The organism is Halopseudomonas xiamenensis (assembly GCF_014219065.1).
Taxonomy (GTDB): domain Bacteria; phylum Pseudomonadota; class Gammaproteobacteria; order Pseudomonadales; family Pseudomonadaceae; genus Halopseudomonas; species Halopseudomonas xiamenensis.
In genome coordinates, this window is record NZ_JACLGO010000012.1 from 25722 (window position 1) to 50563 (window position 24842).

Below are 24842 nucleotides of genomic sequence, written 5' to 3' on the forward strand. Positions count from 1 at the left end.
GGTACCGGAGAATTCATCATCATGCACACACAGAAAAACCTGCTGAACGCCGCTGGGCTGACGCTATGCCTACTGGCATTCAATGCCACGGCGCAAACCCTTACACAGGCGGATATCGCCTCGCTGGGCGGTCCGCTGCTCACCCCCATCGGCGCCGAACGCGCTGGTAACGCCAGCGGCACCATTCCCGAATGGACCGGTGGTCTGGACCGTAATGCCGGTGAAGTGCTGGCGGATCACTTCCTCTCCAACCCCTATGCCAGTGAACAACCGCTGCTGGTGATCAGCGCGCAGAACTACCAGCAGTACCGGGACAATCTCACTCCCGGTCAGATCGCCTTGTTCGAGCGCTATCCCGAAAGCTTCCGCATGCCGGTGTACCAGAGCCATCGCAGCATCGGCTATCCCCAACAGATCTATGATCAAGTGAAGCAGACCGCCGGCCAGGCGCGCCTGGTGAACCGCGGCGATGGCATCGAGAACTTCTCCCACGGTTCCTTTGCTTTTCCTCTTCCCCAGACCGGCGCCGAGATCATCTGGAATCACCACACCCGCTACCGGCTCAACGTCAAGCGCTGGTACATGCAGGCCGTACCTCAGGTCAACGGAAGCTATACCCTGGTCAAGATGGAGGAAGAAGTCGGCTATCCCCATCTGATGCCGGACTTAGATGCCTCGGCCATGCCCAACAATCTGGTGTTCTTCAAACAGCGAGTCAATGCGCCAGCACGGCTGGCGGGTAACGTCCTGCTGGTACATGACACCTTGGACCAACTGAAGGAGCCACGCATGGCGTGGGTCTACAATGCTGGTCAGCGTCGGGTACGCCGCGCGCCCCAGGTCGCCTATGATGGCCCCGGCACGGCCTCGGATGGCATGCGCACCTCGGATAACTTCTCCATGTACAACGGCGCCCCCGACCGCTATGACTGGAAGCTGATAGGCAAGAAGGAAATCTACATTCCCTATAACAGCAACCGCATGACCCAACGTGGGTTGAAATACGCCGACGTGTTGCAGGCCGGCCACATCAATCCGGAGCATACCCGCTTCGAACTGCATCGGGTCTGGGAGGTGCAGGGCAACGTCAAACCGGGCCAGCGCCACCTGTACGCCCAACGCAACTTCTTCGTGGATGAAGACTCGTGGATGATCGTGCTCGGCGACCACTACGACGCACGCGGTACCTTGTGGCGGGTTGGCGAAGGCCATGCAGCCTTCAACTATGTGCAACAACTTCCGGGCTATTCGATTGAGACGCTTTATGACCTGCTGGCCGGCCGCTACATTGCCTTGGGCATGTATACCGAGGAGGTTTCAGCGCCGCAGTACGATTTCGTCCCCACCTACAATCAGTTCACCCCCGCTGCACTGCGGGCAGCCGGGGTACGCTGACCGCACACTGCAAACAGGTGTTGTTTTCACAGGGCTTGGGATGTCCGCAAGGACATCCCTTTTTTTGTTTAACGTCCTTTGCCGGGCCGCTGGTCCTTGATCCTCAGCAGGTTCTGTTCACGGCGCAGGGTGAACAGGCCGATGCCCTCCACCAGTTCGCTGAGCTTGCTGTAGCCATAGTTGCGCGGATCGAACTCCGGCATCTGCTTGGTGATCTGGCTGCCCACCGGCCCCAGGCTGGCCCAGCCATCATCATCGGCCGTGGCGTCGATGGCCTGACGGAACAGGTTGCACAACTTGGCATCCTGGCGCAGCTCCTGACTGCTGCGGCGGCGGATGCTGCCCTGGTTGCCCTCGGACTCGGGGTGTTCAGCCACATCCGGCTGCAGGAATATCTCGGTATAGATGAAGCGGTCACAGGCGGCGACCAGCGGCTTGGGCGTCTTCTGCTCACCGAAGCCGTACACCGCCTTGCCGGACTCGCGCAGGCGCGCGGCCAGCCGGGTGAAGTCACTGTCGCTGGAGACCAGGCAGAAGCCATCGAAGGTGCCGGTGTACAGCAGGTCCATGGCATCAATGATCATCGCGCTGTCGGTGGCGTTCTTGCCGGAGGTATAGGCGAACTGCTGGATAGGCTGGATCGAATGTTCCAGCAGGTTGGCCTTCCACTTGCCCAGCCCCGGCGTGGTCCAGTCGCCGTAGATGCGCTTGACGCTGGCGACACCGAGCTTGGCGACTTCCGCCAGCAGCCCCTCGATGATCGCCGGGTTGGCATTGTCCGCGTCGATAAGTACCGCCAGGCTGTGCGCCTTACCGTTTCCGATCATGTCCTGCCCCCTGCTTGAACGGGTGCCAGCGCAATGCTCGACCAGCAACCCAGGTTATGCGAAACGCTGCGGCGCCGGGCGGTACAACAACATGGCGCCCTGGCTGGCCAGCACCAGCAATACCAACGGCACCATTTCCATGGTGCAGACGTAGTGCAGCATGCCGACCCAGCCGGGCAGCTTGGCATTGGTCAGCCCCAGCAACTGGTTATGGTGCAGGCGATTCCAGGCCGACTCGGCCTGGCTGTCGTCCTGCAGCGCATCGACCTGCTGCAGCGCCTGCTTGTAGTGGCGGAAGCGCCAGACGGTCAGCAGCAGGGTCAGCAGGCCGGCAATGAACAGGGGTACGCCGACGCTCTGGTAGGCGCCGCCGTCACGGTCATGGAAGAACCAGACCACCGCGATCGGCAGGATCAGCGACGCCAGGCACTGCATACGCCAGTTGCGGCGCATGGCCTGCCAGTGAGGGCGAGCATCGATCATCATTCAGCCTCGGCCTGATGGATGGTCCCCAGCATATGGCCGAGCTTGCCGGCCTTGGTCGCCAGGTAGTTGCGATTGAACGGGTTGAGGCCGGTCTTCAACGGGATGCGCTCGGCCACGGTGATGCCGAAATCCTCCAGCGCCTTGACCTTGCGCGGGTTGTTGGTCAGCAACTTGAGGCTGGTGATACCCAGGTGCGCCAGCATCGGCTTGCAGATCGCGTAGTCACGCTGGTCGGCACCGAAGCCAAGCAGTTCGTTGGCCTCGACAGTATCAGCACCGCCATCCTGCAGGTGATAGGCGCGGATCTTGTTCATCAGGCCGATGCCCCGGCCTTCCTGGCGCAGGTACAGCAGGGCGCCACGCCCCTCGTCGGCAATCGCTTTCAACGCTGCTTCCAGCTGGAAGCCACAGTCACAACGCAGGCTGAACAGCGCGTCGCCGGTCAGGCATTCGGAATGCAGACGCCCGAGCACCGGCTGGCCATCGCTCACATCGCCCATGGTCAATACCACGTGCTCCTTGCCCGTACCGGGTTCGAGGAAGCCGTGCATGGTAAAAGTGCCCCATTTGGTAGGCAGCTGGGATGACGCAACAAAGGTGACTGACACGCTGTCTCCTGTACACCACGCTATAAGAGGGCCGTTATCTTAGCAGGACAAGGCCCCGCCAGTCAGCGCCGATCTGCCCCGGCGGCGCCGAAACGGCAAGATTCACCCCAGCAGCAACAGCCATTCGATGGCCAGCAGCGCCAGCAGGGCCATGAAACCGGCGAGTATGTCATCGAGCATGATGCCGAAGCCGCCGCCGACCTTGCGGTCCACCCAGCGGATCGGCCAGGGTTTCCAGATATCGAACAGGCGGAACAGTACAAAGCCGCCGAGCAGCCACAGCCAGCCGGGCGGCGCCAGCCACAGGGCGATCCACACGCCGACGAACTCGTCCCAGACGATGCCGCCATGGTCGTGCACGCCAAGGTCAGCAGCGGTACGGTGGCACAGCCAGATGCCCAGCAGGGTAGCCACGACCAGCACCGCCGCGTAACCACCGGGCGGCAGTTGCTGCCAGAGCAGCACGAACGGCAGTCCGACCAGCGTGCCCCAGGTACCGGGGGCCTTGGGCATGGCGCCACTGCCAAAACCGAAGGCCAGGAAGTGAATGGGGTTGCGCCACACCGAAGGTGGTGTCGGCGAGCGGGACTCAGTCATCGGCGGACTCCTTGAAATGTTGGTAGCCGCCCTCTCCGGCGACAGCTTGATCATCCAGCCAGACACCGACACCCGCCTCGACCCGGCCGATCACCGTGACCGGCCAGCCCTGCTGGCGCCAACCGTCAACCGCTGCGTGCTGCTCGGCCGGAAGGGTGAACAGCAGCACATAGTCATCACCGCCGCGCAGCTTCCACTCACGCTGCTGCTGCGGTGGCCAGGCCTGCAGCGCCGTGGAGCCGGGCAGCGTATCGGCCTGTAGATACAGGGCAACAGCACTGGCCCGGGCCAGGTGACCGGCGTCCTGCAACAGGCCGTCGGAAATATCCATCGCCGCCGTGGCAATGCCGCGCAGCGCCATACCCAACTCGCACTGCGCACGCGGACGCCAGAAGCGCGCCGCCAGGTAGTCCCGCTGCTCCCCGAGCCCCTGCGGCAATGCCTGCCCCAGCACTACCGCCAGCCCCGCGGCGCCGTCGCCCAGCGGCCCACCGACGCACAGCAGGTCCCCCGGCTGCGCGCCGCTGCGGCGCAGCGCCTGACCGCGCGGCACTTCACCGAACACGCTGATGCCGATATTCAACGGGCCGCGCGTGGTGTCACCACCGATCAGGCTGATGCGATGATCGACCGCGCATTGCGCCAGCCCATCGGAGAAGGACTGCAGCCAGTGCTCATCGACCCCGGGCAGGGTCAGGGCGAGGGTGAAGGCTTGAGGTGTGGCGCCCATGGCGGCAAGGTCGCTGACGGCAACGGCCAGCGCACGATAACCGAGATCAGCCGGGCAGTGGGATTCAGGGAAGTGGACACCCTGTACCAGACTGTCGGTGGAAATCACCCACTGACAGTCCGGCCCGGGTTGCAGAACAGCAGCATCGTCACCGATGCCGAGCACAACCGCAGCAGGATCGCCGGCCTGTTGCAGGACTGCGCGCTGAAAATAGCGACCGATCAGTCCGAACTCACCCAGCGGCATGTGCGGCGCTCCCTGGTAGCTCAGCGCCCCCGGCGGGACGCATTCACCTCGACGCTGCGCAGGCGCGGGGCCAGCTTGTCGAGGATGCCATTGACGTATTTGTGCCCATCGGTGGCACCGAAGGTCTTGGCCATCTCGATGCCTTCGTTGATCACCACCTTGTAGGGCACGTCCACCCGACGGGTCATTTCAAACACGCCGATACGCAGGATGGCCAGCTCGATAGGGTCGACTTCGGCGATGCCGCGATCCAGCACCTGGCCCAGGTGGCCGTCGATCTCGTCGAGATTCTGCGGCACGCCCATCAGCAGTTCGCGGAAGTAGGCGCCGTCGGCATTGTCGAAGTCATACTCGGGATCGCTGCGCAGTTGCGCTTCGATATCGGTCAACGACTGGCCGGCCATCTGCCAGGAATACAGCGCTTGCAGCGCCAGGCTGCGAGCCTTGCGACGCATGGCGTTGCGTGACTGCCCGCCGGAGCGCTTGGGTTTCGCGTCGTGGTCGGCCACTTAGGCCTCCAGCTGCTTGAGCACGCTGACCATTTCGATTGCCGACAGCGCCGCCTCGGCGCCCTTGTTGCCGGCCTTGGTGCCGGAGCGCTCGATGGCCTGCTCGATGCTGTCCACGGTCAGTACGCCGAAGGCAACCGGGATACCGGAATCGAGGGATACGGCGCCCACGCCCTTGACGCACTCGCCAGCGACATATTCGAAATGCGGAGTGCCGCCACGGATGACTGCGCCCAGGGTGATGATGGCATCGAACTGCTTGAGTTCGGCCACCTTGCGCACCATCAGCGGAATCTCGAAGGCACCGGGAACCCGGACGATGGTGATGTCGGCTTCCTTGACTCCGTGACGCTTGAGGGTGTCGACAGCGCCGTCGACCAGGCTTTCAACCACGAAGCTGTTGAAGCGGCCGACAACCAGGGCATAGCGACCCTGTGCAGCGACGAAGTCGCCTTCGATGGTACGGATAGCAGTCATATCAATCTCTCTTAAAGAACCGGCGGCGCGCCCGGGCGCCGCCGCGAAACCAATGCGTTTATTCGCAGGGCAGGTATTCTACTACTTCCAGGTCGAAGCCGGATATGGCATTGAACTTCATCGGCATCGACAGCAGGCGCATTTTCCGCACGCCCAGGTCACGCAGGATCTGCGAACCGGCCCCGACGGTATTGTAGGTCGTCGGTCGGCGCGGCGCCGTTTCGTCGCCAGCCAGTTGCTGCACGTGATGCAGCAGTTCGTCGCCTTCCATCTGGTTGCCCAGCAGCAGCACCACGCCATTGCCCTGCTCGGCCAGCTTGGCCATGGCCGCACGCAGGCTCCAGCGCCCCGGCTGCTTGACCATGAACAGGTCGCGCAGCGGGTCCATGTTGTGCACCCGCACCAGGGTCGGTTGCTCCGGCTCGATCTCGCCCAGGGTCAGCGCCAGGTGTACGGCATTTTCCAGACTGTCGCGGTAGGTCACCAGGTTGAAGGTGCCCAGTTCGGTATCCAGCGGCTGCTCGGACACGCGCTTGACCGTGCGCTCGTTGAGCAGGCGATAGTGGATCATGTCGGCGATGGTGCCGATCTTCAGTCCATGCTCCTCGGCAAAGGCCTCCAGCTCGGGGCGGCGGGCCATGCTGCCATCCTCGTTCATGACCTCGCAGATCACTCCGGACTCGCCGAAGCCGGCCATGCGCGCCAGATCACAGGCGGCTTCGGTATGTCCGGCGCGGGCCAGCACGCCGCCCGGCTGGGCCATCAGCGGGAAGATATGGCCCGGGCTGACGATATCCTCGGCTACCGCATCGGTGGCCGCAGCCGCCTGCACGGTGCGCGCCCGGTCAGCAGCGGAAATGCCGGTGGACACGCCTTCGGCCGCCTCGATGGAGACGGTGAACTTGGTGCCGAAACCGGAGCCGTTGCGCTGTACCATCAGCGGCAGCTTGAGCCGCTCGCAGCGCTCCAGGCTCATCGGCATGCAGATCAGGCCACGGCCATAGCGGGCCATGAAGTTGATGTCCTCGGCCCGGCAGGCCTCGGCGGCCATGATCAGGTCACCTTCGTTCTCGCGGTCCTCGTCATCCATGAGGATGACCATCTTGCCGGCGCGGATATCTTCAATCAGTTCTTCAACAGTATTCAGTTTCATACGGCCCTCCCGGGCGCGTCAGGACTTCAAAAAGCCGTTATCGGCAAGGAATGCCATGCTGATGCCACTGGCCGCACCGGACTCGGCGGCCTTGTCACCCAGCAGCAGGCGTTCAAGGTAACGGGCAATCACGTCTACCTCAAGGTTCACCGCGCGTCCTGGCTGGTAATCACCCATCACCGTTTCCTGCAGGGTGTGCGGCACTATATTCAGGTCGAATACCGCGCCATCAACGCCGTTGACCGTCAGGCTGGTGCCGTCCACGGTGATCGAGCCCTTTTCCGCTATATAGCGGGCCAGCGCTGCCGGCGCCTCGATACGAAAGCGCACCGAGCGTGCCTCTTCATCACGCGACAGCACCCTGCCGACACCATCCACGTGTCCGCTGACCAGGTGCCCGCCCAGCCGGGTGGTGGCGGTCAGGGCCTTTTCCAGGTTGACCCGGCTGCCCACCTGCAGATCGACGAAGGCGCTGCGGCGCATGGTTTCCTGGCTGACATCGGCCCAGAAGCCATCGCCGGGCAATTCCACCACCGTCAGGCATACGCCGTTGACCGCAATGCTGTCACCCAGCCTGACATCGCCAAGATCCAGCTTGCCGGTCCTGACCTGAACCCGCACGTCGCCGCCACGCGGCTGCAGGCTGCCGATCTGTCCAACTGCTTCGATTATCCCGGTAAACATGTTCGCCTCGATTGAATGACAGGGGCGCAATTATAAGCAGGCTGGCGGCAGATCGACAGCACCAGCCGACCACCCGGCCCCTTCAGTCAGTCCCGACCGGCAGCGGTCGGGCGGTGATCCGCCAGTCATTGCCCACCGCCCGCAGGTCGGTGATGCGCACATCCATGGCCTCGGCCATGCTGTCGAAGGGTAGCTCCAGCAACGGCCGGGCGCGGCTGCCGAGCAGCCGCGGTGCCATGTAGACGATCAGCTCGTCGACCAGTCCGGCCTGCCAGAAGGCACCCGCCAGTGCTGCGCCGGATTCGATCAGTACCTCGTTGCAGCCGCGCCGGGCCAGCTCGGCCAGCAACTGCGCCAGGTCGACCCGGCCATGACTGCCGGGCAGGGCCAGCAGCTCGGCCTGGTGGGCCTGGTAGTCGGCTTCGCGCCCCGCCGTGTCGCTGCACACCACCAGCACCGCTCCGGGCTCACGGAACAGGCGCTGCGACAAGGGCACGCGCAGTCGCCCATCGATCAGCACCCGCAACGGCTGGCGCTGCGCTGCGGCCTGCGCCAGCTCTGGCTCCAGGCCCAGCTCGGCGGCCCGCACGGTCAACGCCGAATCATCCAGCAGCACGCTGTCGGCGCCGCTGACCACCGCGCCGCTGCGCGCGCGCAGGCGTTGCACATCGGCGCGGGCCTCGGCGCCGGTGATCCACTGGCTCTCGCCACTGGCCATGGCGGTGCGGCCATCCAGGCTCATCGCCAACTTGAGTCGCACCCAGGGCAGCCCCTGCTGCATGCGCTTGATGAAACCCGGATTGAGCTGGCGCGCCTCGGCCTCCAGCACACCACAACTGACCTCGATACCGGCGGCGTGCAGGCGCGCCAGCCCCTGGCCAGCCACCAGCGGGTTGGGGTCCTGCATGGCTGCCACGACCCGGCTGACCCCGGCGTTGATCAGCGCATCGGCGCAGGGCGGGGTCTTGCCGAAATGACTGCAGGGTTCCAGGGTGACGTAGGCGGTCGCGCCGCGCGCACGCGGGCCGGCCTGGCGCAGGGCATTGACTTCGGCATGGCCCTCACCGGCACGTAGGTGCCAGCCCTCGCCGACCAGCTCGCCGGCGTGGACCAGCACGCAACCCACCCGCGGGTTCGGCTCGGTGGTATACAGGCCACGCGCCGCCAGCTGGATGGCCCGGGCCATCCAGTCATGATCGGTGGGCAGTTCAGACATCGCCCGGCTCGCCACGGGACAGGCGGTCGATTTCCTCGCGGAACTGGTTCAGATCCTGGAAGCGCCGGTACACCGAGGCGAAACGGATATAGGCCACCTCATCCAGTTGCTTGAGCTCGGCCATGACCATCTCGCCGACCACCATCGCCTTGATCTCGCGTTCACCGGTGGCCCGCAGGCGATGCTTGATACGCCCGAGCGCGGCCTCGATCTGCTCGACGCTGACCGGGCGCTTCTCCAGGGCCCGCAGCAGACCAGCGCGCAACTTGTCTTCATCGAACGGCTGGCGCCGGCCGTCCTGCTTGATGATGCGCGGCAGCACCAGCTCGGCGGTTTCAAAGGTGGTGAAGCGTTCCTGGCAAGCCAGACATTCCCGCCGGCGACGCACCTGGGCGCCATCGGCTACCAGCCTGGAGTCGATCACCTTGGTGTCATTGGCGCCGCAAAATGGACAGTACATGGCAGAATTCCTGTTGGGCAAGCAGCGGGCATCTTACCCCGATGTCCGTCACGGTTAAATGCCTGCCCGCCTGCCGATACGCCCGCGCCGGACTCACAGCTGGACCGGCGCGGGAATATGGCTGTCCCTCAACTTGCGCTTGGCCACCTTGCCATTGTCATCCCGGGGCAACTGCTCGACGAAGCGCACCTCCCTCGGCGTCTTGTAGCCCGCCAGGTGCTGGCGCACATGGGCGCGCACCGCCTCAGCGTCCAGTTGCGGATCAGTGCTGGCCACCACCGCCACCAGCGCCTCGCCGTATTCCGCATCAGGCACGCCGAACACCGCGCAATCGGCAATGCCGGGCATACCGATCAGCACGTGCTCGATTTCCGCCGGATAGATATTCACGCCACCGGAAATGACCATGTCCGAGGACCGGTCGCAGACGTACAGATAGCCATCGTCGTCCAGGTAGCCGATATCGCCGACACTGACCAGCTCACCCCGCCCAGCCCTGGCGCGCGCCTGGGGATTGTTGGCATAGGTGAAATCCGTCACCGCCGGCTGGTGCACGTAGATCACCCCCGGCTGGCCAGTGGCGCATTCGTTGCCATCGGCGTCGATGATGTGGATGCGCGCATCGCCGATCGGCCGGCCGACGCTGGCCGGCTTGAGCCGGGCCGAGGCCGGGTCCTGGATGGTGATCATCCCAGTCTCGCTGGAAGCGTAGGTCTCATGGATCACCGGGCCCCACCAGTCGAGCATCGCCTGCTTCAGCTCCGGTGCGCAGGGTGCCCCGGTGCAGGCGACGAAGCGCAGCGATGACAGGTCGTAGCGTGCCCGCACCTGCTCGGGCAGCCGCAGCAGGCGCACGTACATGATCGGCACCAGGAACAGCGTATCGATGCGGTGCCGCTCGATCAGCTCCAGGGTCTGCTCGGCATCGAAGCGCGGCATCAGTACCAGGGTTTCCGCCTGTTGCAGGGCCTGCTGGGTGAAGGAGCCCGGGGCACTGTGGTACAGCGGCGCGGAGACCAGGGCACGCACGCCCGGGCGAATGCCCCAGGCGCTCTCGACCATCCGGCTCATGCGCTGGCGCAACTGTTCCGCCTGTTCCGGCGCTGGCGGCAACCGCAGGACGCCCTTGGGCCGGCCCGTAGTACCGGAGGTGTAGGCCATCTGCATGCGCGGCGTGCGCGGCGGGCCTGCATAGGGGGCCTGGTTTTCCAGCCAGCTCTGGTAATCCTTTTCCTGCCCCTGCAGCGCACCCGGCTCGGCACCCACCACCAGCACCACCACCTGCGCAGGAATGACCCCGCGCACCTGCTCCAGCAGGTCCGCTTCGATCAGCAGCACCTTGGCACCGGAGTCATTGAGGATGTACCCCACCTCATCAGCCTTGAAATGCCAGTTGATCGGGCAGTAGTAACAACCGGCAATCTGGCCGGCCTGGATGGCATCGACAAAGGGCAGGCTGTTGCGCAGCATCAGCGCAATCACATCACCCTCCTCGACTCCCAGGCGAGCCAGGCCGCCGGACAGTTGCCAGCCGCGCTGCTCGACCTGCTCGGGGCTCAGCCGGGAGCCGGAAAAAAACAGTTCTGCGGTCATTGTTTTCTCTCTTGTGCTATCGCCGAAACCGAACGATTGACTATAGACACAGGCCAGCCCATCGACAATGACAGTCGAGCCGACCAGACTGTTGCCAGAAAGACCATAATCGATGGCCATTCGTATCCTGCCGCCAGCGCAGGCTACAATGCCCGCTGCGCACCATCCGGATATCCAGTATGCCGCTCGACCAGTTGCACCAGACCCTGCATCGAATCCTGCCCGATGCCCAACTGCAACCAACCAGCCTGCCTGGTCTGCCCCAGCTGCGGCTGTGGCTGCTGGACCCGGCCAACCTGGACCGCGCCTTCGCCAGCGAGGAAACCCAGCGCCTGCTCGAACAGCCGCCCTACTGGGGTTTCTGCTGGGGCAGTGGTCTGGCCCTGGCCCGCTGGGTGCTGGATAACCCCGAGCGGGTGCGTGGCAAGCGGGTGCTGGATTTCGGCAGCGGTTCAGGCATAGTCGCGCTGGCCTGCAGCGCGGCTGGCGCCCAGCTCAGTATCGCCTGCGATCTGGATCAGCCGGCACAGCTGGCTGCGGCGCTGAACGCCGAACTCAACGGCCTGCCCCTGGTGCTGGCCGATGATTATTTCAAGGTCGCCGGCGAGCTGGACCTGATTCTCGCCGCCGATGTCCTCTACGACCGCGATAACCATGGTTTCCTCGAACACTTCCGCGGTCGCGCCACCGAGGTGCTGGTCGCCGACTCGCGGGTGCGTGACCTGCAACACCCCGGCTACCACAGGCTGGCGACGCTGGCCGGGCAAACCTGGCCGGATCTGGGCGAGCCCGCCGAGTTCCGCCAGGTCGCCCTGTACCAGGCCATGGCTTGATAATCGGCCCGGCGCCCTCACATACAACTGCAAGCCTCTTCGACCCAGGACCCAGCATGAGCCAGTCACCCTACATATTCGATGTCAGCACCGAGACCTTCGACCAATACGTCATCGAAAACTCCCATCACAAACCGGTGCTGGTGGACTTCTGGGCCGAGTGGTGCGCGCCGTGCAAAGCGCTGATGCCAGTGCTGGCGAACATCACCGAAAGCTACGCCGGCGAACTGCTGCTGGCCAAGGTCAACTGCGACGAACAGGCGGCCCTGAGCGAACGCTTCGGCATTCGCAGCCTGCCGACCGTGGTGCTGTTCAAGGATGGCCAGCCGGTGGACGGCTTCGCTGGCATCCAGCCGGAAAGCGCCATACGCGGCATGCTCGAACCGCATGTCGCCGAACCAGCGACAGAGCCGCAACCCGCCGAGGATACCGCGGCAGCGGTCGAGGCGCTGCTGGAAGCCGGCCAGCCCGAACAGGCCATCGCCCTGCTGCAACCGGCACTGGCCGAGCACAGCGACGACGCCCTGCTGTTACTGCTGGCCCGCGCGCTGATCGCCAGCGCCCAGCACGATGACGCCGAGACGGTACTGACCTCGATCCAGGACCAGGAAAGCCACAAACAGGGCATCGCCGGCCTGCGCGCCGCCCTCGGCTTCGCCCGCCAGGCGAGCGAGTTTCCCGCCAGCGCACTGCTGGCCGAGCGACTGCAGAACAACCCCGAGGACAGCGAAGCAGCTTACCAACTGGCGATCCAGCAGCTCGCCGGGCAACAGCACCAGGCCGCGCTGGAAGGCCTGCTGCGCTTGATGCAACGCGACCGCGGCTATGCCGACAACAGCCCGCAACGTACCCTGCTGCAGACCTTTGAACTGCTGGGCAATGATCACCCGCTGAGCATCAGCTACCGGCGCAAGCTGTACCAATTGCTCTACTGAGTGGTTGACAAGAGGCTTGGCCGCTCGCGAGCCAGGCCTCTTGTCAAACCCCGGGTTGTCGAGCGCCTGCTCGACAACAGCCCCCCTGCCTGCTGAAAGCTGGCGTAGCACCCGAACGTGGACCGGGCGCTACGCCCCCAGGTTTGTTGCCCCCAGCTAAAGCCGACTACAGCGTTCGCATCTCTCATTTTGCGCCTTCTGCGGCGTTCCGATTCGCTTTTCTGCTCTTCTGCAAGGCAAGCATGGAATAGAGCAAACATGCGCTCTAGAGGCACCCGTGCGCTTGCCAGAAAATATGATTAGCAGTATTGCAATTAAATGTTTGACCATTTGGCAAAATCAGGTCTATTCTGTTTTTACCGTTTGGTAAAAACGGTCATGATTAAGACTCCACAAAAACAATAACGGAGGCAATGGTCATCATGTTGACCCGTTCACAGGCACTCGCGCTTGAAAAGGCGTCTGATAGCGAAATCATAGAGCTGGCTCGCCAAGCTGCTGATATTCGAGATACCCACTGGGGTAAAGCTCTGAGTTACTCACGGGCTGTTTTCGTTCCCCTCACCAATATGTGCCGTGATGACTGCGGTTATTGCACCTTCGTTCAAAAGCCTGGCTCCCCTAACGCACGTCTGATGACACCTGCAGAAGTTATGCAGGTCGTTCGCGACGGCGAACGCATGGGCTGTAAGGAAGTGCTCTTCAGTCTTGGAGAAAAGCCCGAGCTACGTTATCCGGAGGCACGCGCGGCGCTAGCCGGTCAAGGACATAGCAGCATGATCAGCTACCTGGCAGAAGTTTGCGCCATGGTGGTGAACGAAAGCAGCATGCTGCCCCATGTCAATGCAGGAACTCTTTCGGAAGCAGATATCAGGCTGCTCAAGCCCCACTGCGTGAGCATGGGGATGATGCTGGAAAATGTCAGTCGCCGCTTGATTGCCAAGGGCGGAGCCCATTACGCCTGCCCAGATAAAGTCCCGGTGCAGCGTATTCGCACCCTTGATCGGGCTGGTCGCCTCGGTGTTCCCTTCACCACCGGCATCCTCATCGGCATAGGCGAAACCTGGACCGAGCGCGTGGATAGCCTTTTGACAATCAATAACCTGCATCTTGAGCATGGGCATATTCAAGAAGTCATAGTGCAGAACTTCCGAGCCAAACCCGGTACTGCCATGGCTAACCATCCGGAGCCAAGCCTGAACGACATGGTTCGCACGCTGGTTCTGGCCCGGCTGCTGCTGGATCCCTCCATCAGCCTGCAGGCGCCGCCGAACCTGGAAACCCGGTTTGCCTCCTACATCGCAGCCGGCATCAATGACTGGGGTGGTGTTTCGCCGTTGACTATCGATCACATCAATCCAGAACGTGCCTGGCCACAAATAGAAGCGCTTCGCCATGCTACCGCTGCCTGCGGCTACGGGCTGGAAGAACGCCTCGCGGTATACCCCAGCTACCTTGAACGCCCCGATCATTTCTTTGCTGGTGAGATTGCTCCCCGGCTATCCACTCTCGCTCGCGCTGACGGCTTGGCGTTACAGCAGTGCCTGTCATGAGGAGTTCCGTAATGAATGCACAAGTGCCAGGAAGTATTGCCTTACCTACATCGGTAAAAGAACTCTACCAACCCGGAGTAAGTACAACAGTACGGCGCATTCTGGAAAGCGTATTAGCAGGCCAGGAACTTGATGAAGCGGACGCCATCATTTTATTCAGCACCGAAGGCGCGGAACTGGATGCCTTAACTGCCTGCGCCGATCATTTGAGGTATACCAGTGTCGGCGACACAGTGACCTTCGTAATCAACCGCAATATCAATTACACCAATGTCTGCTACATGGGGTGCCGCTTCTGTAGTTTTGCCAAGCGTAAAGATGATCCTGACGCCGAGTTCTTCGATCTGGAAGAAATCGTTTCCCGGGCCGAAGAGGCATGGGCACGCGGCGCAACCGAAGTCTGTATCCAGGGCGGCTTGCACCCCGGCATTCCCGGTCATTTCTATCGAGACATACTCAAGGCGATCAAAACCAAACTGCCGGATATGCATATCCATGCATTCTCCCCTTTCGAAATCTGGTTTGGCGCACGCAAGAGCAAGATGTCCTATGCCGAGTTCATCCAGGACCTGATCGATCATGGCCTGGGCTCAATGCCCGGCACAGCGGCGGAGATTCTCGACACCACTATCCGCAAACAGCTGACCCGCGACAAGCTGACCACCGAAGAATGGGTGGAGATTGTCAAGACGGCTCACAAGCTGGGCCTGCCCACCACTTCCACCATCATGTACGGCCATATTGACGGGCCAGAACACTGGGCTGCTCATCTGGCGTTGCTGCGCGACATCCAGAAGGAAACCGGCGGCTTCACCGAGTTCGTACCATTGGGGTTCATTCATCACAAGACCCCGCTGTACCTCGAGCAGGCCGGTGTCAGACCGGGCCCCACCCGGCTGGAGCATATTCGCATGCATGCGGTCGCCCGCCTCATGCTCCACGGCTGGATCGACAATATTCAGGCTTCCTGGGTCAAACTGGGGCCAGAGCTGGCTCAGCAAATGCTTTCTGCCGGGGTGAATGACCTGGGTGGCACCCTGATGAACGAGAGCATCTCCCGGGCGGCAGGGGCTGAGCACGGTCAGGAAATGCACCCGGACAGCTTTATTCAGATCATGCGCAACATGGGCCGGCAGCCGGTCCGGCGCAATACGCTGTACCGTCATCTTGCCGTTTATGACAGCCCTGAAATAGTGCCTGTCCTGCAACTATCCCAGGTTGCCGGGGGGTTACGATGAACAGACACCAACCACGCATCACCCTGCTCGCCGGCGGGGTCGGCGGGGCCAAACTCGCGACGGGGCTGGCAGCCATTTGCGAGCCCGGCCAGCTCAGCATTATCGGCAATGTCGCCGATGATCAGGAGTTCCATGGTCTGTGGGTGTCCCCGGATATCGATACCCTGACCTATACCCTGGCAGGCCGGATCGACAGTGACAAAGGCTGGGGTCTGGCGGATGAAAGCCACCGCGTACTCGATGGCCTGAAACGCCTGGGCTGCGACAGCTGGATGTACCTGGGTGACCAGGACCTGGCCACCCACATCATGCGGACCCATCTGCGCAAGCAGGGTGTTCGACCCAGCATTATCACCCAACGGATTGCCGAGTCCTTCCGTGTGCAGAGCAATATCGTTCTGCCAACCGATGACCGCTTGCAGACCCGGATCAGAACCCCTCAGGGCTGGCTGTCGTTCCAGGAATATTTTGTCCGCGAACAATGCCAGCCCGAGATCCTGGAGATCCAGCTCGATGGCCTGGAACACGCCACGGTAACGCCGGAAGCCCTGACTGCCATCCGTGAGGCGGACCTGTTGGTCATTGCCCCAAGTAATCCGATTGTCAGTATCGGACCGATCCTCGCGGTGCCCGGCCTGGGGCAGGCATTTGCCCTGTCCAACGCCGTCAAGATCGCCGTCTCCCCGTTAATCGGCGGCGCCACCGTGAAAGGTCCGGCCGATCGCATGCTGAGCGCCTGCGGTTACAGCTGCGACAACATCGGCATTGCTGACTGTTATACCGACCTGATTGACGGGCTGATCATCGACCATCAGGACCGCTCCGAGACCGAGGCCCTGGAAGAACGCGGTCTCAACGTCATGCTCACCCATACCTTGATGCAGCATACCGCCGACAAGGCACGCCTGGCCCGCGAGCTGCTGCAGTTCGCCCAGGAGTTGGTTACCGTGGAGAAGCTGGCATGCTGATGAAAACCCTGGTAGTGATCCCGGTACGGGACTTCGCTGATGCCAAGTCCCGGCTGGAGCCCTTGCTCGAACCCAGTCAGCGTGAAGGGTTGGCCCGCTGGTTATGTGAGCGAACCTTGATGTTCTTCCGTGACCGGATGCCCGAGCAGGATGTACTGGTCGTCACAGCGTGCGAAACCATTGCCCAATTGGCCAGCCGCTATGGCGCTGCGGTATTGCGTGAACGCTGTTCCAGCGGCATGTCAGCCGCTGCGCAACTGGCAGCCGAGTGGAGCTGTGCGCACGGCTATGATTCACAACTGCTGATCCCCGCCGATATCGCCCAGCTGGATGAGGTCGAGCTACGCACCTTGATCAACCACCCGCGGCCGATCCCGTCGGTATTGATCTGCCCGGCACATGATCGCGGCACCAACGCGTTACTGACCACCCCGCCGAACGTCTTGCCGTTTCAGTTCGGCCCATACTCCAGTGATCAGCACCGCAATGCCGCGCAGCAAAGAGGTATCACTTGCAGCCAGATACATCTGCCCAAACTGCGCTTTGATATCGACACAGCGGATGACCTTGCCCATCTGGCCAGTCAATCCAGCGAACCGACTTATCAATCCGCCACCGCATGCTGTGACCTGCCATCACCGTCGCCGCAACCAGGCGCAGCAAGCGTCCCTGCCCCGGGTCAACCGCAAGGGCTGACCATGGTTGCCTTGGCCGGCATCGGGGATATCCGGCCTGGTGACGACCTGGCCGATATCCTGGTCAAGGCGCTTCAAGGTAATGCTGTCCAGCTGAAGGATGGCGACATCCTGGTCATTGCCCACAAGATCGTTTCCAAGGCAGAGGGTCAGGTCGTTTCTCTGGAAACCATAAAACCAGGTGAAGAGGCCCGGCAACTGGCAACCCAGCTGAACAAGGACCCACGCAAGGTCGAAGTGATTCTGCGTGAATCCCGCCGCGTAGTGCGGTCATTCAAGCACCCCCAACAAGCCGAAGGCGTGTTGATCGCTGAACACCGGCTGGGTTTCATCTGCGCCAATGCGGCGGTGGATGAGTCCAACGTGGGCGAAGAAAACACCGTCATCCTGCTGCCCAGGGACCCCGACAACAGCGCCAGAAGAATCTGCGCTGCCCTCGAAGAAACCTTTGCCGTACGCCTTGGCGTGGTCATCACCGATACCTTCGGCCGCCCCTGGCGGATGGGACTGGTCAATGTCGCCATAGGCCTGGCCAATGTGCCCGCCCAGGTCAGCCTGGTCGGTGACCAGGATGCCTTCGGCAGGGAGCTGGCCGTCACCATCCCCGCTCTGGCCGATGAAATAGCTGCCGCTTCCGGCCTGCTGATGAGCAAGAACGGCAAGACACCCGCGATTCTTTTCCAGGGCGTGGACTGGGAGCCCGCCCCCAGCTCGGCAACTGACCTGATAAGACCACAAAAAGAGGATATCTTCCGATGACTATTGCAATTCTAGGTGGTACCGGCCCCCAGGGCCGGGGACTGGCTTTACGCTGGGCGTGTGCCGGTGTGCCGGTGGCGATCGGCTCGCGTGATGCCGAGCGGGCCAGCACCACAGCCCGGGAACTCCAGGCTTTGCTGCCCGCCTCGGCTGCCGCTATTCGGGGCATGGATATCCGCGACGCCGTAGGCGCAGCCGATGAGATAGTGGTGCTGGCCGTACCCTATGCGGCCCATGACGCCACACTCGAATCGATTGGCGAGCTGCTGCAGGACAAGATCCTGGTCGATATCGTGGTCCCGCTGGCGGAGGGTAATCCGCGTGCCGTGGCCATGCCGGCTGCCGGCTCGGCTACCGAAGCCGCCCAGCAGTTGCTGGGTGAGGCTACTGCCGTTGTCGGTGCGCTGCATAACGTATCCGCCGCCACCCTGAATGATCTGGATCACCCCATCAACTGCGATGTACTGGTCTGCGGTGACACCCTGGCAGCCAAGGACAAGGTCATTGAGCTGATCAGCAAAATGGACATAACCGCCTACGATTGCGGCCCGGCCAGCAGTGCCCGCTGTATCGAGGCCATTACACCGATTCTGATACGCCTGAATATTTCCAAGAAAGTCCCTTTCACCCACGCAGGAATCCGCATCTGGGCGCCAGGCGCCTGAGGCAATTGAGAAGTACCTACCGACACAGGAGAATAACAATGGAATTCGGTATCTGCTTTAAAGGTTTTGTCAGCCCCGAACGGGCCCGCAGCTTGGTCAAACAGGCCGAAGCCGCCGGCTTCGCTTATTGCTGGTTCTATGACTCGCACATTCTATGGCGCGAGTGCTATCCCGCCATCGCCATGTGCATGGAACACACCACAAAAATGCGCTTTGCGCCCTGCGTCACCAACCCCAATGCCCGCGACTGGTCTTTGGCTGCCAGCCTGTTTGGCAGTCTCGCCAAGCAAAGCGGCGGCCGCTTCGATATCGGCCTGGGCCGTGGTGACAGCTCGGTGCGAGTGATGGGCAAGAAGCCCGCTTCGCTGGCGCGGGTAGCCGAATTCACCACCAAGGTAAAAGCCATGATCCGTGGCGAAGAAGTGACTTATGGTGAATGCGCTGAGCCCGTCAAACTCCCCTGGTCCGATGGCTACGAGTTGCCGGTGCATATCGGAGCCTATGGCCCCATGGCGCTGAAAACCGCTGGGGAAGTGGGCGATGGTGTGATTCTGCAGATCGGCGAGCCGAGTCTGGTCAAATGGCTGGCCGAGCAGAGCATCGCCGCCGGCAAGGAAGCAGGCCGTGATATGCATGACTACAAGGTGATCGTCGCCGCTCCGGCCTATTTTGGCACCCGGGATCAATGCATCGAAGCCACCAAGTGGTTCCCGGCGATGGTCGGCAACCACGTCGCCGATATCGTTGAGAAATACGGCAGCGACAGCGGCACCGTGCCTTCCAGCCTGACCGACTATATCGAGAAGCGTAAGGGCTACGATTATTCCAAGCACGGTCAGAGCGATAACCCCTACCTGGACTTCATTACCCCGGACATCGTTGAAAGCTTCTGCGTGCTGGGTGAACCCGAGCAGCACGTCAGCAAACTCAACGAGCTCAAGGCGGCTGGCGCCACCCAGTTCAATATCTATCTCGATAATGGCGATGAGGAAAACATCATTGCCCAGTATGGCGAGCACATTATTCCCCGATTCCAGGCCTGAGCTGGCACCGGTGGCGCCTACGCCACCGGTCTGCAACAACAACAATGACCGAATGAGGCAAAGACAATGCAGAAAACCATGATCAACCAGCAACGGCTGTGGCAAAGCCTGATGGACATGGGCGAGATTGGCGGAACGGAAAAGGGCGGTGTGTGTCGACTGGCCTTGACCGATCTGGACAAGCAGGCACGTGATCTATTCGTTCAATGGTGCAAAGATGCAGGCTGCACCATTCGCATCGACAAGATGGGCAATATCTTCGCTCACCGTGCCGGGCTGGATGATTCCCTGCCCCCGGTGGTGATGGGCAGCCATCTGGATACCCAGCCTACCGGTGGCAAGTTCGACGGTATTTACGGCGTGCTGGCCGGCCTGGAAGTGATTCGTACGCTGAATGACAAGGGCATGGACACCCGCGCGCCCATCGAAGCGTCAGTGTGGACCAACGAAGAAGGCTCGCGCTTCCCCCCCGCCATGGTGGCATCCGGCGTGTTTGCCGGTGTGTTCGAGCTGGACTACGGCTTGAGTCGCGCTGACCTGGATGGCAAGACCATGGGTGAGGAGTTGGCACGCATCGGCTACAACGGCCCGGATGATGTCGGCGGCCGTCCGTTCAAGGCTTTTTTTGAAGCGCATATCGAACAGGGCCCCATCCTGGAGGATGAGAAGAAGCAGATTGGCGTGGTCACCGATGCGCAAGGTCAGCGCTGGTATGAAATCACCCTGACCGGGCAGGAGTCTCATGCCGGCCCTACCCCCATGAGCCGTCGTCGTGATGCCCTGGTCGGTGCCGCTCGCATCATCGATCACGTCAACAGGATCGGCCTCGCTCATCAACCCAACGCCTGCGCCACCGTCGGCCTGCTACAGGTCTTCCCCAACTCACGTAACGTGATTCCCGGCCAGGTGTTCTTTACCGTGGACTTTCGCCACCCCGATGCCGATGTACTGGCACAGATGGATCAGGCGCTGCGTGAAACAGCCGACTCGGTCTCCACCGAACTGGGACTGGAGATGGCTTTTGAACAGATCTGGTATTCCCCGCCGGTGCCCTTTGACGCCGACTGTGTTGCCCTGGTACGCCAGGCCGCAGAAGACTTTGGCTACAGCCACCGGGACATCGTCAGCGGTGCCGGACATGACGCCTGCTATATCTCCCGTGTAGCGCCCACCGCCATGGTCTTTGTGCCCTGTGAAAACGGCATCAGCCATAACGAGGCCGAGAATGCGACACCGGAAGATCTCGCAGCCGGCTGCAATGTACTTTTTCAGGCGGTGGTTGAACGCGCCAATAGTTGAGCTGAGTGATGCCATTGCCCTGATAGAGAGGCAACTCTTTCAGGGCAGCTAAAGCGAGAGGTTATCCGGTAAGCCCAGTGCCTTTGAGAATGATGTGGGTGAGAAAATCCCCGGCATCTTCAAAGTCGCTCGTATCCAGACTGTCCTTGTGCAGTACCAGGGCGATCTGGGTAGAAAAGTCGGCATAAGTCTGGGTCGCGGCCCAGATGGAGAAGAACAGATGGTAAGGATCGATAGGATCCATCAGGCCGTCAGCGATCCATTTTCTGACCAGGGCAATATCGGTATCGAGCTTGGGCAAAAGCTTTTGCAGCAGATAGTCCTTGATATGAGGCGCGCCATTGATGATCTCGTTGGCGAATATCTTAGAGCCATTGGGCCGTAAATGTGACAGTTCCAGTTTGCCGAGAATATAGCTACGCAACTTGCTGGCAGGATCATCACCTGTCTGCTCGAACAGCGTCATTTTCTCGACCCAGAGATCGAGGACGTTTTTCAACACATGGTGATAGAGGTTTTCCTTGGAGGGAAAGTAATAAAGCATGTTCTGTTTGGACAGGCCAGCCTGCTCGGCAATCGCTTCGATAGAAGCGCCGTTATAGCCATATTGCGCAAACAGTGTTTCAGCAGCGTCCAGGATGCGGGATTCCTGGGCTTTCCTGGCGCTTGAGCGCTTGCGGGGCTTGGCCGCGTCGCCATTTGAATGGGTGTTTTCAGCCAAATGGTTGGGGGGTTGGTCCAAGGGATTACCTCTTGGTTGCAGTCATGAAATGCGGCAAACAGCGCACCAGCCCTGGGCTCTGGCCTCGCGATCGTACATGCAGCCAGTGCGGCTGGGCTCGTAAGGCGCACGATTATACACCCTGGCCACCCCGGCAACTAGCGAGCCAGACCGCCAGGATTGTCCAGACAAGTAGAGCGGCATCATTTGCAGAAGAACATCCACCAGAAGGGTGGCGGCTGCGATAACCAGCCCAGAGTTTCCCTTGAAACAATAACAAAACCAACAACTGCGCACTCTGTTGCGCTCGCGAGGAAACAATGAAAGTGTTGATCCTTGGCAGTGGGGTACTTGGCGTAACCAGCGCCTGGTATTTGGCTAAAGCAGGCTATGAAGTCACCGTAGTGGATCGTCAGCCTGGCCCGGGGCTGGAGACCAGCTTCGGCAATGCCGGCATGATTTCTCCCGGTTACTCCGCACCCTGGGCGGCTCCCGGTGTTCCGCTCAAGGCGATCAAGTGGCTGCTGTCCGAGCATGCTCCACTGGCCATTCGGCCGACCTCCGACCCAAGGCAATATCGCTGGATGATGCAGATGCTCTCCAACTGCACCGAGGGCCGCTACGCCGTCAACAAAGAGCGCATGATGCGCCTGGCAGAATACAGCCGCGACTGCCTGATCCAGCTGCGCTCGGATAGCGGCGTGAATTATGAGCACCGCGAGCTGGGCACCTTGCAACTGCTACGTACGCAGAAACAGCTGGATGCCGCAACCAGCGACATTGCCGTGCTGGAACGCTGCGGCGTGCCATACCAACTGCTCGACCAGGCGGGCTGCATACACCACGAACCCGGTCTGGCGCCCAGCAAGAACAAGTTCGTCGGCGGCCTGCGTTTGCCCAATGATGAAACCGGCGACTGCCATCTGTTCACCAGCCAACTGGCAGCCAAATGCGTAGAGATGGGCGTAACCTTTCAGTTTGGCCATACGATTACCAGCCTGCTGGCAAATGATGATCGGATTCAAGCCGTCAAACTTGCCAATGATGAAATCCTGAGCGCGGATTGCTATGTACTCGCGCTGGGCAGCTATTCACCACAACTGGTAAAACCTTTGGGTATCAGCCTGCCGATCTATCCGGTCAAAGGCTATTCGCTGACCCTTCCCGTTGCTGACCCTCTGATGGCGCCGGTTTCGACAGTAATGGATGAAACCTACAAGGTTGCCATTACCCGGTTTGCCAACCGTATCCGGGTGGGCGGGATGGCAGAACTGGCCGGCTTTGATACCGAACTGAGGGAAAAGCGCCGCGCCACGCTCAGGATGGTGGTGAATGACCTGTTCCCGGAGGGCGGCCAGGCTCAGGAACTGGATTTCTGGACCGGTTATCGACCCATGACGCCCGATGGCACACCGATCATTGGCGCCAGCAAGTTCCGCAATCTGTTTTTCAATACCGGCCACGGCACCTTGGGTTGGACCATGGCCTGTGGTTCAAGCCAGTTGCTGGTCGACAGAATCGCCGGCAGCAAGATGGCTATAAGCATGGAAGGCTTTGAGGTAGATCGATACGCGAGATAACCAGATAACAATAAGGAGCGGCATGCTATGAACACTCAAGCTCTGTATACCAATGTGCGAATGAGCCAGGTTCTGGTCCATCAGGATACGGTCTATCTGGCTGGCAGATTTGCTGACAGCGCCCCACTGGAAAACGATCTCCATGTGCAGGCAGACAATACCCTGACGGCGATTGAACGATTGCTGGTTGAGGCCGGCACGGATAAAACCAGGCTTCTATCCGCCACCCTCTACCTGAAGCATATCGAGGCGGATTTTGCAGCCATGGACCTGATATGGAAGCAATGGCTGCCGCAAGGGATAACGCCAGCCTGCGCCACCCTGGAGCCGGATGTGCTCAAGCCGGATATCCTGGTGGAAATTTCCATCATCGCCGCTCTTTAAGTAGCCCGCGTTCTGCATCGCGATAACCTTGGCCTCAAAACGCCCCGGCTTGCCGCCACTCTTGAGGCCATCGCCCCCAGAAACCCGACATTCCGGAATGAAACTTATGCGTCCAGCTCACGCAGTGATCGACCTTGGCGCCCTGCGCCATAACTACCAGTTGGCCAGGCAACTGTCTGGAAACAGGGCACTGGCGGTCATCAAGGCCAATGCCTACGGCCATGGCGCCATACCTTGCGCTCAAGCGCTGTCGGCCCTTACCGACGGCTTTGCCGTTGCCTGCATAGAGGAGGCTCTACTGCTCCGCGAAGCAGGTATTCAACAACCGATTCTATTACTCGAAGGCTGGTTTGATGCTGGGGAGCTGGCATTGATCCAGCAACACGACCTCTGGGTGGTCATCCACCACCATGGCCAGTTGCGCGACCTGGCGCAGGCCGATATCAGGCAGCCCCTGACCGTCTGGCTGAAGCTGGACAGCGGCATGCACCGGGTGGGCTTCAAGCCCGAGGAATATCCCGCTATATGGAGTGCGCTCCAGGCCAGCAGCAAAGTTGCCAGCCTGGTAAAGATGACCCATTTCGCCCGTGCGGACGAGCCGGACTGCGGCGCTACCGAGCGCCAGCTGCTGTGCTTCAATGAAGTAACCGGCCACCTGCCCGGCCCGTCGAGCCTGTGCAACTCGCCCGGTGTACTCGCCTGGCCACAGGCGCATGGCGACTGGCTGCGGCCGGGTATCATGCTGTATGGCGCCACACCCTTCGGCTTTGCCCAGCACCATGCCGAGCAGCTGCAGCCGGTGATGCAATTGAGTTCAAGCATCATTGCCGTACATAAGGTGGCAAGCGGTGAGCCGCTCGGTTATGGAGCGAGCTTCATGACCCAGCGCCCTACCCGGATTGGCGTGGTCGCCATGGGTTATGCGGATGGTTACCCCCGACACGCCAGGAGTGGTACACCGGTGCTGGTCGATAATCAACGCACCACGCTGATCGGTCGGGTTTCAATGGATATGCTTACCGTCGATCTCACCGATCTGCCCGCCAGCGGTCTGGGCAGCCCTGTGCGTCTATGGGGTACAGGCTTGCCGGCCAGCGAGGTCGCCACCTGGGCTGACACCATCGCCTATCAATTGTTCTGCAACCTGAACCGCGTGCCGCGGCGCTATCGTGAGTAACCAGAGCCGTA

The 24842-nt window shown here is 61.4% G+C and carries 26 protein-coding genes; 13 read left to right on the top strand and 13 right to left on the bottom strand.

Annotated features, from left to right (window positions below; translation table 11 throughout):
* Window positions 1–21 precede the first annotated feature (21 nt).
* Window positions 22–1395 carry a DUF1329 domain-containing protein gene (locus tag H6X51_RS09870; protein WP_185267381.1) on the top strand — a complete coding sequence of 458 codons (1374 nt, stop codon included), beginning with the start codon at window positions 22–24 and terminating at the stop codon, window positions 1393–1395.
* A 68-nt stretch (window positions 1396–1463) separates the two neighbouring features.
* Here the strand turns inward: H6X51_RS09870 and H6X51_RS09875 are convergent, their stop codons facing one another.
* From H6X51_RS09875 to H6X51_RS09930, 12 genes are all read right to left on the bottom strand, one after another.
* Window positions 1464–2222, bottom strand: coding sequence for an NYN domain-containing protein (locus tag H6X51_RS09875; RefSeq protein ID WP_185267382.1), 759 nt, complete (start codon window positions 2220–2222; stop codon window positions 1464–1466).
* Between the two features lie 54 nt (window positions 2223–2276).
* On the bottom strand, window positions 2277–2708 hold the full coding sequence (locus H6X51_RS09880) for a hypothetical protein (RefSeq protein WP_185267383.1): 432 nt from the start codon (window positions 2706–2708) through the stop codon (window positions 2277–2279).
* Window positions 2705–3316 (bottom strand): GTP cyclohydrolase II, encoded by a 612-nt coding sequence (gene ribA, locus H6X51_RS09885; RefSeq protein WP_185267384.1) that lies wholly within the window; start codon window positions 3314–3316, stop codon window positions 2705–2707. Before ribA ends, H6X51_RS09880 begins: the two co-directional genes overlap by 4 nt.
* Window positions 3317–3418: 102 nt before the next feature.
* On the bottom strand, window positions 3419–3913 hold the full coding sequence (locus H6X51_RS09890; protein ID WP_185267385.1) for a phosphatidylglycerophosphatase A family protein: 495 nt from the start codon (window positions 3911–3913) through the stop codon (window positions 3419–3421).
* A complete protein-coding gene (gene thiL, locus H6X51_RS09895) occupies window positions 3906–4883 on the bottom strand; it encodes a thiamine-phosphate kinase (protein ID WP_185267460.1) in 978 nt (325 codons plus the stop codon). The genes H6X51_RS09890 and thiL overlap by 8 nt, the downstream gene beginning before the upstream one ends.
* A gap of 26 nt (window positions 4884–4909) precedes the next feature.
* On the bottom strand, window positions 4910–5344 hold the full coding sequence (gene nusB, locus H6X51_RS09900) for a transcription antitermination factor NusB (RefSeq protein WP_185267461.1): 435 nt from the start codon (window positions 5342–5344) through the stop codon (window positions 4910–4912).
* A gap of 54 nt (window positions 5345–5398) precedes the next feature.
* On the bottom strand, window positions 5399–5875 hold the full coding sequence (ribH, locus tag H6X51_RS09905) for a 6,7-dimethyl-8-ribityllumazine synthase (protein WP_185267386.1): 477 nt from the start codon (window positions 5873–5875) through the stop codon (window positions 5399–5401).
* A gap of 58 nt (window positions 5876–5933) precedes the next feature.
* On the bottom strand, window positions 5934–7028 hold the full coding sequence (ribBA, locus tag H6X51_RS09910; RefSeq protein ID WP_185267387.1) for a bifunctional 3,4-dihydroxy-2-butanone-4-phosphate synthase/GTP cyclohydrolase II: 1095 nt from the start codon (window positions 7026–7028) through the stop codon (window positions 5934–5936).
* 18 nt (window positions 7029–7046) lie between these two features.
* Entirely contained in the window at window positions 7047–7712 is a 666-nt protein-coding gene (locus H6X51_RS09915; RefSeq protein ID WP_185267388.1) for a riboflavin synthase, read from the bottom strand.
* Window positions 7713–7794: 82 nt separating this feature from the next.
* The gene (gene ribD, locus H6X51_RS09920; RefSeq protein WP_185267389.1) at window positions 7795–8928 is read right to left on the bottom strand and encodes a bifunctional diaminohydroxyphosphoribosylaminopyrimidine deaminase/5-amino-6-(5-phosphoribosylamino)uracil reductase RibD; all 1134 of its coding nucleotides are present in this window, start codon (window positions 8926–8928) and stop codon (window positions 7795–7797) included.
* Window positions 8921–9388 carry a transcriptional regulator NrdR gene (gene nrdR, locus H6X51_RS09925; protein ID WP_105646702.1) on the bottom strand — a complete coding sequence of 156 codons (468 nt, stop codon included), beginning with the start codon at window positions 9386–9388 and terminating at the stop codon, window positions 8921–8923. The genes ribD and nrdR overlap by 8 nt, the downstream gene beginning before the upstream one ends.
* Window positions 9389–9481: 93 nt before the next feature.
* Window positions 9482–10981: an AMP-binding protein gene (locus H6X51_RS09930; protein WP_185267390.1), complete on the bottom strand. Its 1500-nt coding sequence runs from the start codon at window positions 10979–10981 to the stop codon at window positions 9482–9484.
* 179 nt (window positions 10982–11160) lie between these two features.
* Between H6X51_RS09930 and H6X51_RS09935 the strand changes: the two genes are divergently transcribed.
* The 9 genes from H6X51_RS09935 to H6X51_RS09975 all read left to right on the top strand — a co-directional run bounded on the left by H6X51_RS09935 (window position 11161) and on the right by H6X51_RS09975 (window position 20969).
* Window positions 11161–11814: a class I SAM-dependent methyltransferase gene (locus H6X51_RS09935; RefSeq protein ID WP_185267391.1), complete on the top strand. Its 654-nt coding sequence runs from the start codon at window positions 11161–11163 to the stop codon at window positions 11812–11814.
* A 56-nt stretch (window positions 11815–11870) separates the two neighbouring features.
* Window positions 11871–12749: a thioredoxin gene (gene trxA, locus H6X51_RS09940; protein WP_185267392.1), complete on the top strand. Its 879-nt coding sequence runs from the start codon at window positions 11871–11873 to the stop codon at window positions 12747–12749.
* A gap of 413 nt (window positions 12750–13162) precedes the next feature.
* Complete coding sequence (gene cofG, locus H6X51_RS09945) at window positions 13163–14302, top strand: 7,8-didemethyl-8-hydroxy-5-deazariboflavin synthase CofG (protein ID WP_221627300.1); 1140 nt, start codon at window positions 13163–13165, stop codon at window positions 14300–14302.
* 11 nt (window positions 14303–14313) lie between these two features.
* Complete coding sequence (gene cofH, locus H6X51_RS09950; RefSeq protein WP_185267393.1) at window positions 14314–15540, top strand: 5-amino-6-(D-ribitylamino)uracil--L-tyrosine 4-hydroxyphenyl transferase CofH; 1227 nt, start codon at window positions 14314–14316, stop codon at window positions 15538–15540.
* On the top strand, window positions 15537–16508 hold the full coding sequence (cofD, locus tag H6X51_RS09955; RefSeq protein WP_185267394.1) for a 2-phospho-L-lactate transferase: 972 nt from the start codon (window positions 15537–15539) through the stop codon (window positions 16506–16508). Before cofH ends, cofD begins: the two co-directional genes overlap by 4 nt.
* A complete protein-coding gene (gene cofE, locus H6X51_RS09960; protein WP_185267395.1) occupies window positions 16502–17962 on the top strand; it encodes a coenzyme F420-0:L-glutamate ligase in 1461 nt (486 codons plus the stop codon). The genes cofD and cofE overlap by 7 nt, the downstream gene beginning before the upstream one ends.
* On the top strand, window positions 17959–18627 hold the full coding sequence (npdG, locus tag H6X51_RS09965) for an NADPH-dependent F420 reductase (protein WP_185267396.1): 669 nt from the start codon (window positions 17959–17961) through the stop codon (window positions 18625–18627). The genes cofE and npdG overlap by 4 nt, the downstream gene beginning before the upstream one ends.
* 38 nt (window positions 18628–18665) lie before the next feature.
* On the top strand, window positions 18666–19670 hold the full coding sequence (locus H6X51_RS09970) for a TIGR03842 family LLM class F420-dependent oxidoreductase (RefSeq protein WP_185267397.1): 1005 nt from the start codon (window positions 18666–18668) through the stop codon (window positions 19668–19670).
* A gap of 66 nt (window positions 19671–19736) precedes the next feature.
* The gene (locus H6X51_RS09975; protein ID WP_185267398.1) at window positions 19737–20969 is read left to right on the top strand and encodes a Zn-dependent hydrolase; all 1233 of its coding nucleotides are present in this window, start codon (window positions 19737–19739) and stop codon (window positions 20967–20969) included.
* Window positions 20970–21030: 61 nt separating this feature from the next.
* Here the strand turns inward: H6X51_RS09975 and H6X51_RS09980 are convergent, their stop codons facing one another.
* Window positions 21031–21711, bottom strand: a complete 681-nt coding sequence (locus tag H6X51_RS09980) for a TetR family transcriptional regulator C-terminal domain-containing protein (RefSeq protein WP_221627301.1) — start codon at window positions 21709–21711, stop codon at window positions 21031–21033.
* 299 nt (window positions 21712–22010) lie between these two features.
* Between H6X51_RS09980 and H6X51_RS09985 the strand changes: the two genes are divergently transcribed.
* The 3 genes from H6X51_RS09985 to alr all read left to right on the top strand — a co-directional run bounded on the left by H6X51_RS09985 (window position 22011) and on the right by alr (window position 24831).
* Window positions 22011–23270 (top strand): D-amino acid dehydrogenase, encoded by a 1260-nt coding sequence (locus tag H6X51_RS09985; protein WP_185267399.1) that lies wholly within the window; start codon window positions 22011–22013, stop codon window positions 23268–23270.
* Window positions 23271–23297: 27 nt separating this feature from the next.
* A complete protein-coding gene (locus tag H6X51_RS09990) occupies window positions 23298–23654 on the top strand; it encodes a RidA family protein (RefSeq protein ID WP_185267400.1) in 357 nt (118 codons plus the stop codon).
* A gap of 106 nt (window positions 23655–23760) precedes the next feature.
* On the top strand, window positions 23761–24831 hold the full coding sequence (gene alr, locus H6X51_RS09995; RefSeq protein ID WP_185267401.1) for an alanine racemase: 1071 nt from the start codon (window positions 23761–23763) through the stop codon (window positions 24829–24831).
* Window positions 24832–24842 lie beyond the last annotated feature (11 nt).

Excerpts from the sequence above, each read along its gene's own strand:
- H6X51_RS09870 (WP_185267381.1), top strand. The coding sequence starts at position 22 with ATGCACACACAGAAAAACCTGCTGAACGCCGCTGGGCTGACGCTATGC.
- H6X51_RS09875 (WP_185267382.1), bottom strand. The coding sequence starts at position 2,222 with ATGATCGGAAACGGTAAGGCGCACAGCCTGGCGGTACTTATCGACGCG.
- H6X51_RS09880 (WP_185267383.1), bottom strand. The coding sequence starts at position 2,708 with ATGATGATCGATGCTCGCCCTCACTGGCAGGCCATGCGCCGCAACTGG.
- H6X51_RS09890 (WP_185267385.1), bottom strand. The coding sequence starts at position 3,913 with ATGACTGAGTCCCGCTCGCCGACACCACCTTCGGTGTGGCGCAACCCC.
- nusB (WP_185267461.1), bottom strand. The coding sequence starts at position 5,344 with ATGCGTCGCAAGGCTCGCAGCCTGGCGCTGCAAGCGCTGTATTCCTGG.
- ribH (WP_185267386.1), bottom strand. The coding sequence starts at position 5,875 with ATGACTGCTATCCGTACCATCGAAGGCGACTTCGTCGCTGCACAGGGT.
- ribBA (WP_185267387.1), bottom strand. The coding sequence starts at position 7,028 with ATGAAACTGAATACTGTTGAAGAACTGATTGAAGATATCCGCGCCGGC.
- H6X51_RS09915 (WP_185267388.1), bottom strand. The coding sequence starts at position 7,712 with ATGTTTACCGGGATAATCGAAGCAGTTGGACAGATCGGCAGCCTGCAG.
- ribD (WP_185267389.1), bottom strand. The coding sequence starts at position 8,928 with ATGTCTGAACTGCCCACCGATCATGACTGGATGGCCCGGGCCATCCAG.
- nrdR (WP_105646702.1), bottom strand. The coding sequence starts at position 9,388 with ATGTACTGTCCATTTTGCGGCGCCAATGACACCAAGGTGATCGACTCC.
- H6X51_RS09930 (WP_185267390.1), bottom strand. The coding sequence starts at position 10,981 with ATGACCGCAGAACTGTTTTTTTCCGGCTCCCGGCTGAGCCCCGAGCAG.
- H6X51_RS09935 (WP_185267391.1), top strand. The coding sequence starts at position 11,161 with ATGCCGCTCGACCAGTTGCACCAGACCCTGCATCGAATCCTGCCCGAT.
- trxA (WP_185267392.1), top strand. The coding sequence starts at position 11,871 with ATGAGCCAGTCACCCTACATATTCGATGTCAGCACCGAGACCTTCGAC.
- cofG (WP_221627300.1), top strand. The coding sequence starts at position 13,163 with ATGGTCATCATGTTGACCCGTTCACAGGCACTCGCGCTTGAAAAGGCG.
- cofH (WP_185267393.1), top strand. The coding sequence starts at position 14,314 with ATGAATGCACAAGTGCCAGGAAGTATTGCCTTACCTACATCGGTAAAA.
- cofD (WP_185267394.1), top strand. The coding sequence starts at position 15,537 with ATGAACAGACACCAACCACGCATCACCCTGCTCGCCGGCGGGGTCGGC.
- cofE (WP_185267395.1), top strand. The coding sequence starts at position 16,502 with ATGCTGATGAAAACCCTGGTAGTGATCCCGGTACGGGACTTCGCTGAT.
- npdG (WP_185267396.1), top strand. The coding sequence starts at position 17,959 with ATGACTATTGCAATTCTAGGTGGTACCGGCCCCCAGGGCCGGGGACTG.
- H6X51_RS09970 (WP_185267397.1), top strand. The coding sequence starts at position 18,666 with ATGGAATTCGGTATCTGCTTTAAAGGTTTTGTCAGCCCCGAACGGGCC.
- H6X51_RS09975 (WP_185267398.1), top strand. The coding sequence starts at position 19,737 with ATGCAGAAAACCATGATCAACCAGCAACGGCTGTGGCAAAGCCTGATG.
- H6X51_RS09985 (WP_185267399.1), top strand. The coding sequence starts at position 22,011 with ATGAAAGTGTTGATCCTTGGCAGTGGGGTACTTGGCGTAACCAGCGCC.
- H6X51_RS09990 (WP_185267400.1), top strand. The coding sequence starts at position 23,298 with ATGAACACTCAAGCTCTGTATACCAATGTGCGAATGAGCCAGGTTCTG.
- alr (WP_185267401.1), top strand. The coding sequence starts at position 23,761 with ATGCGTCCAGCTCACGCAGTGATCGACCTTGGCGCCCTGCGCCATAAC.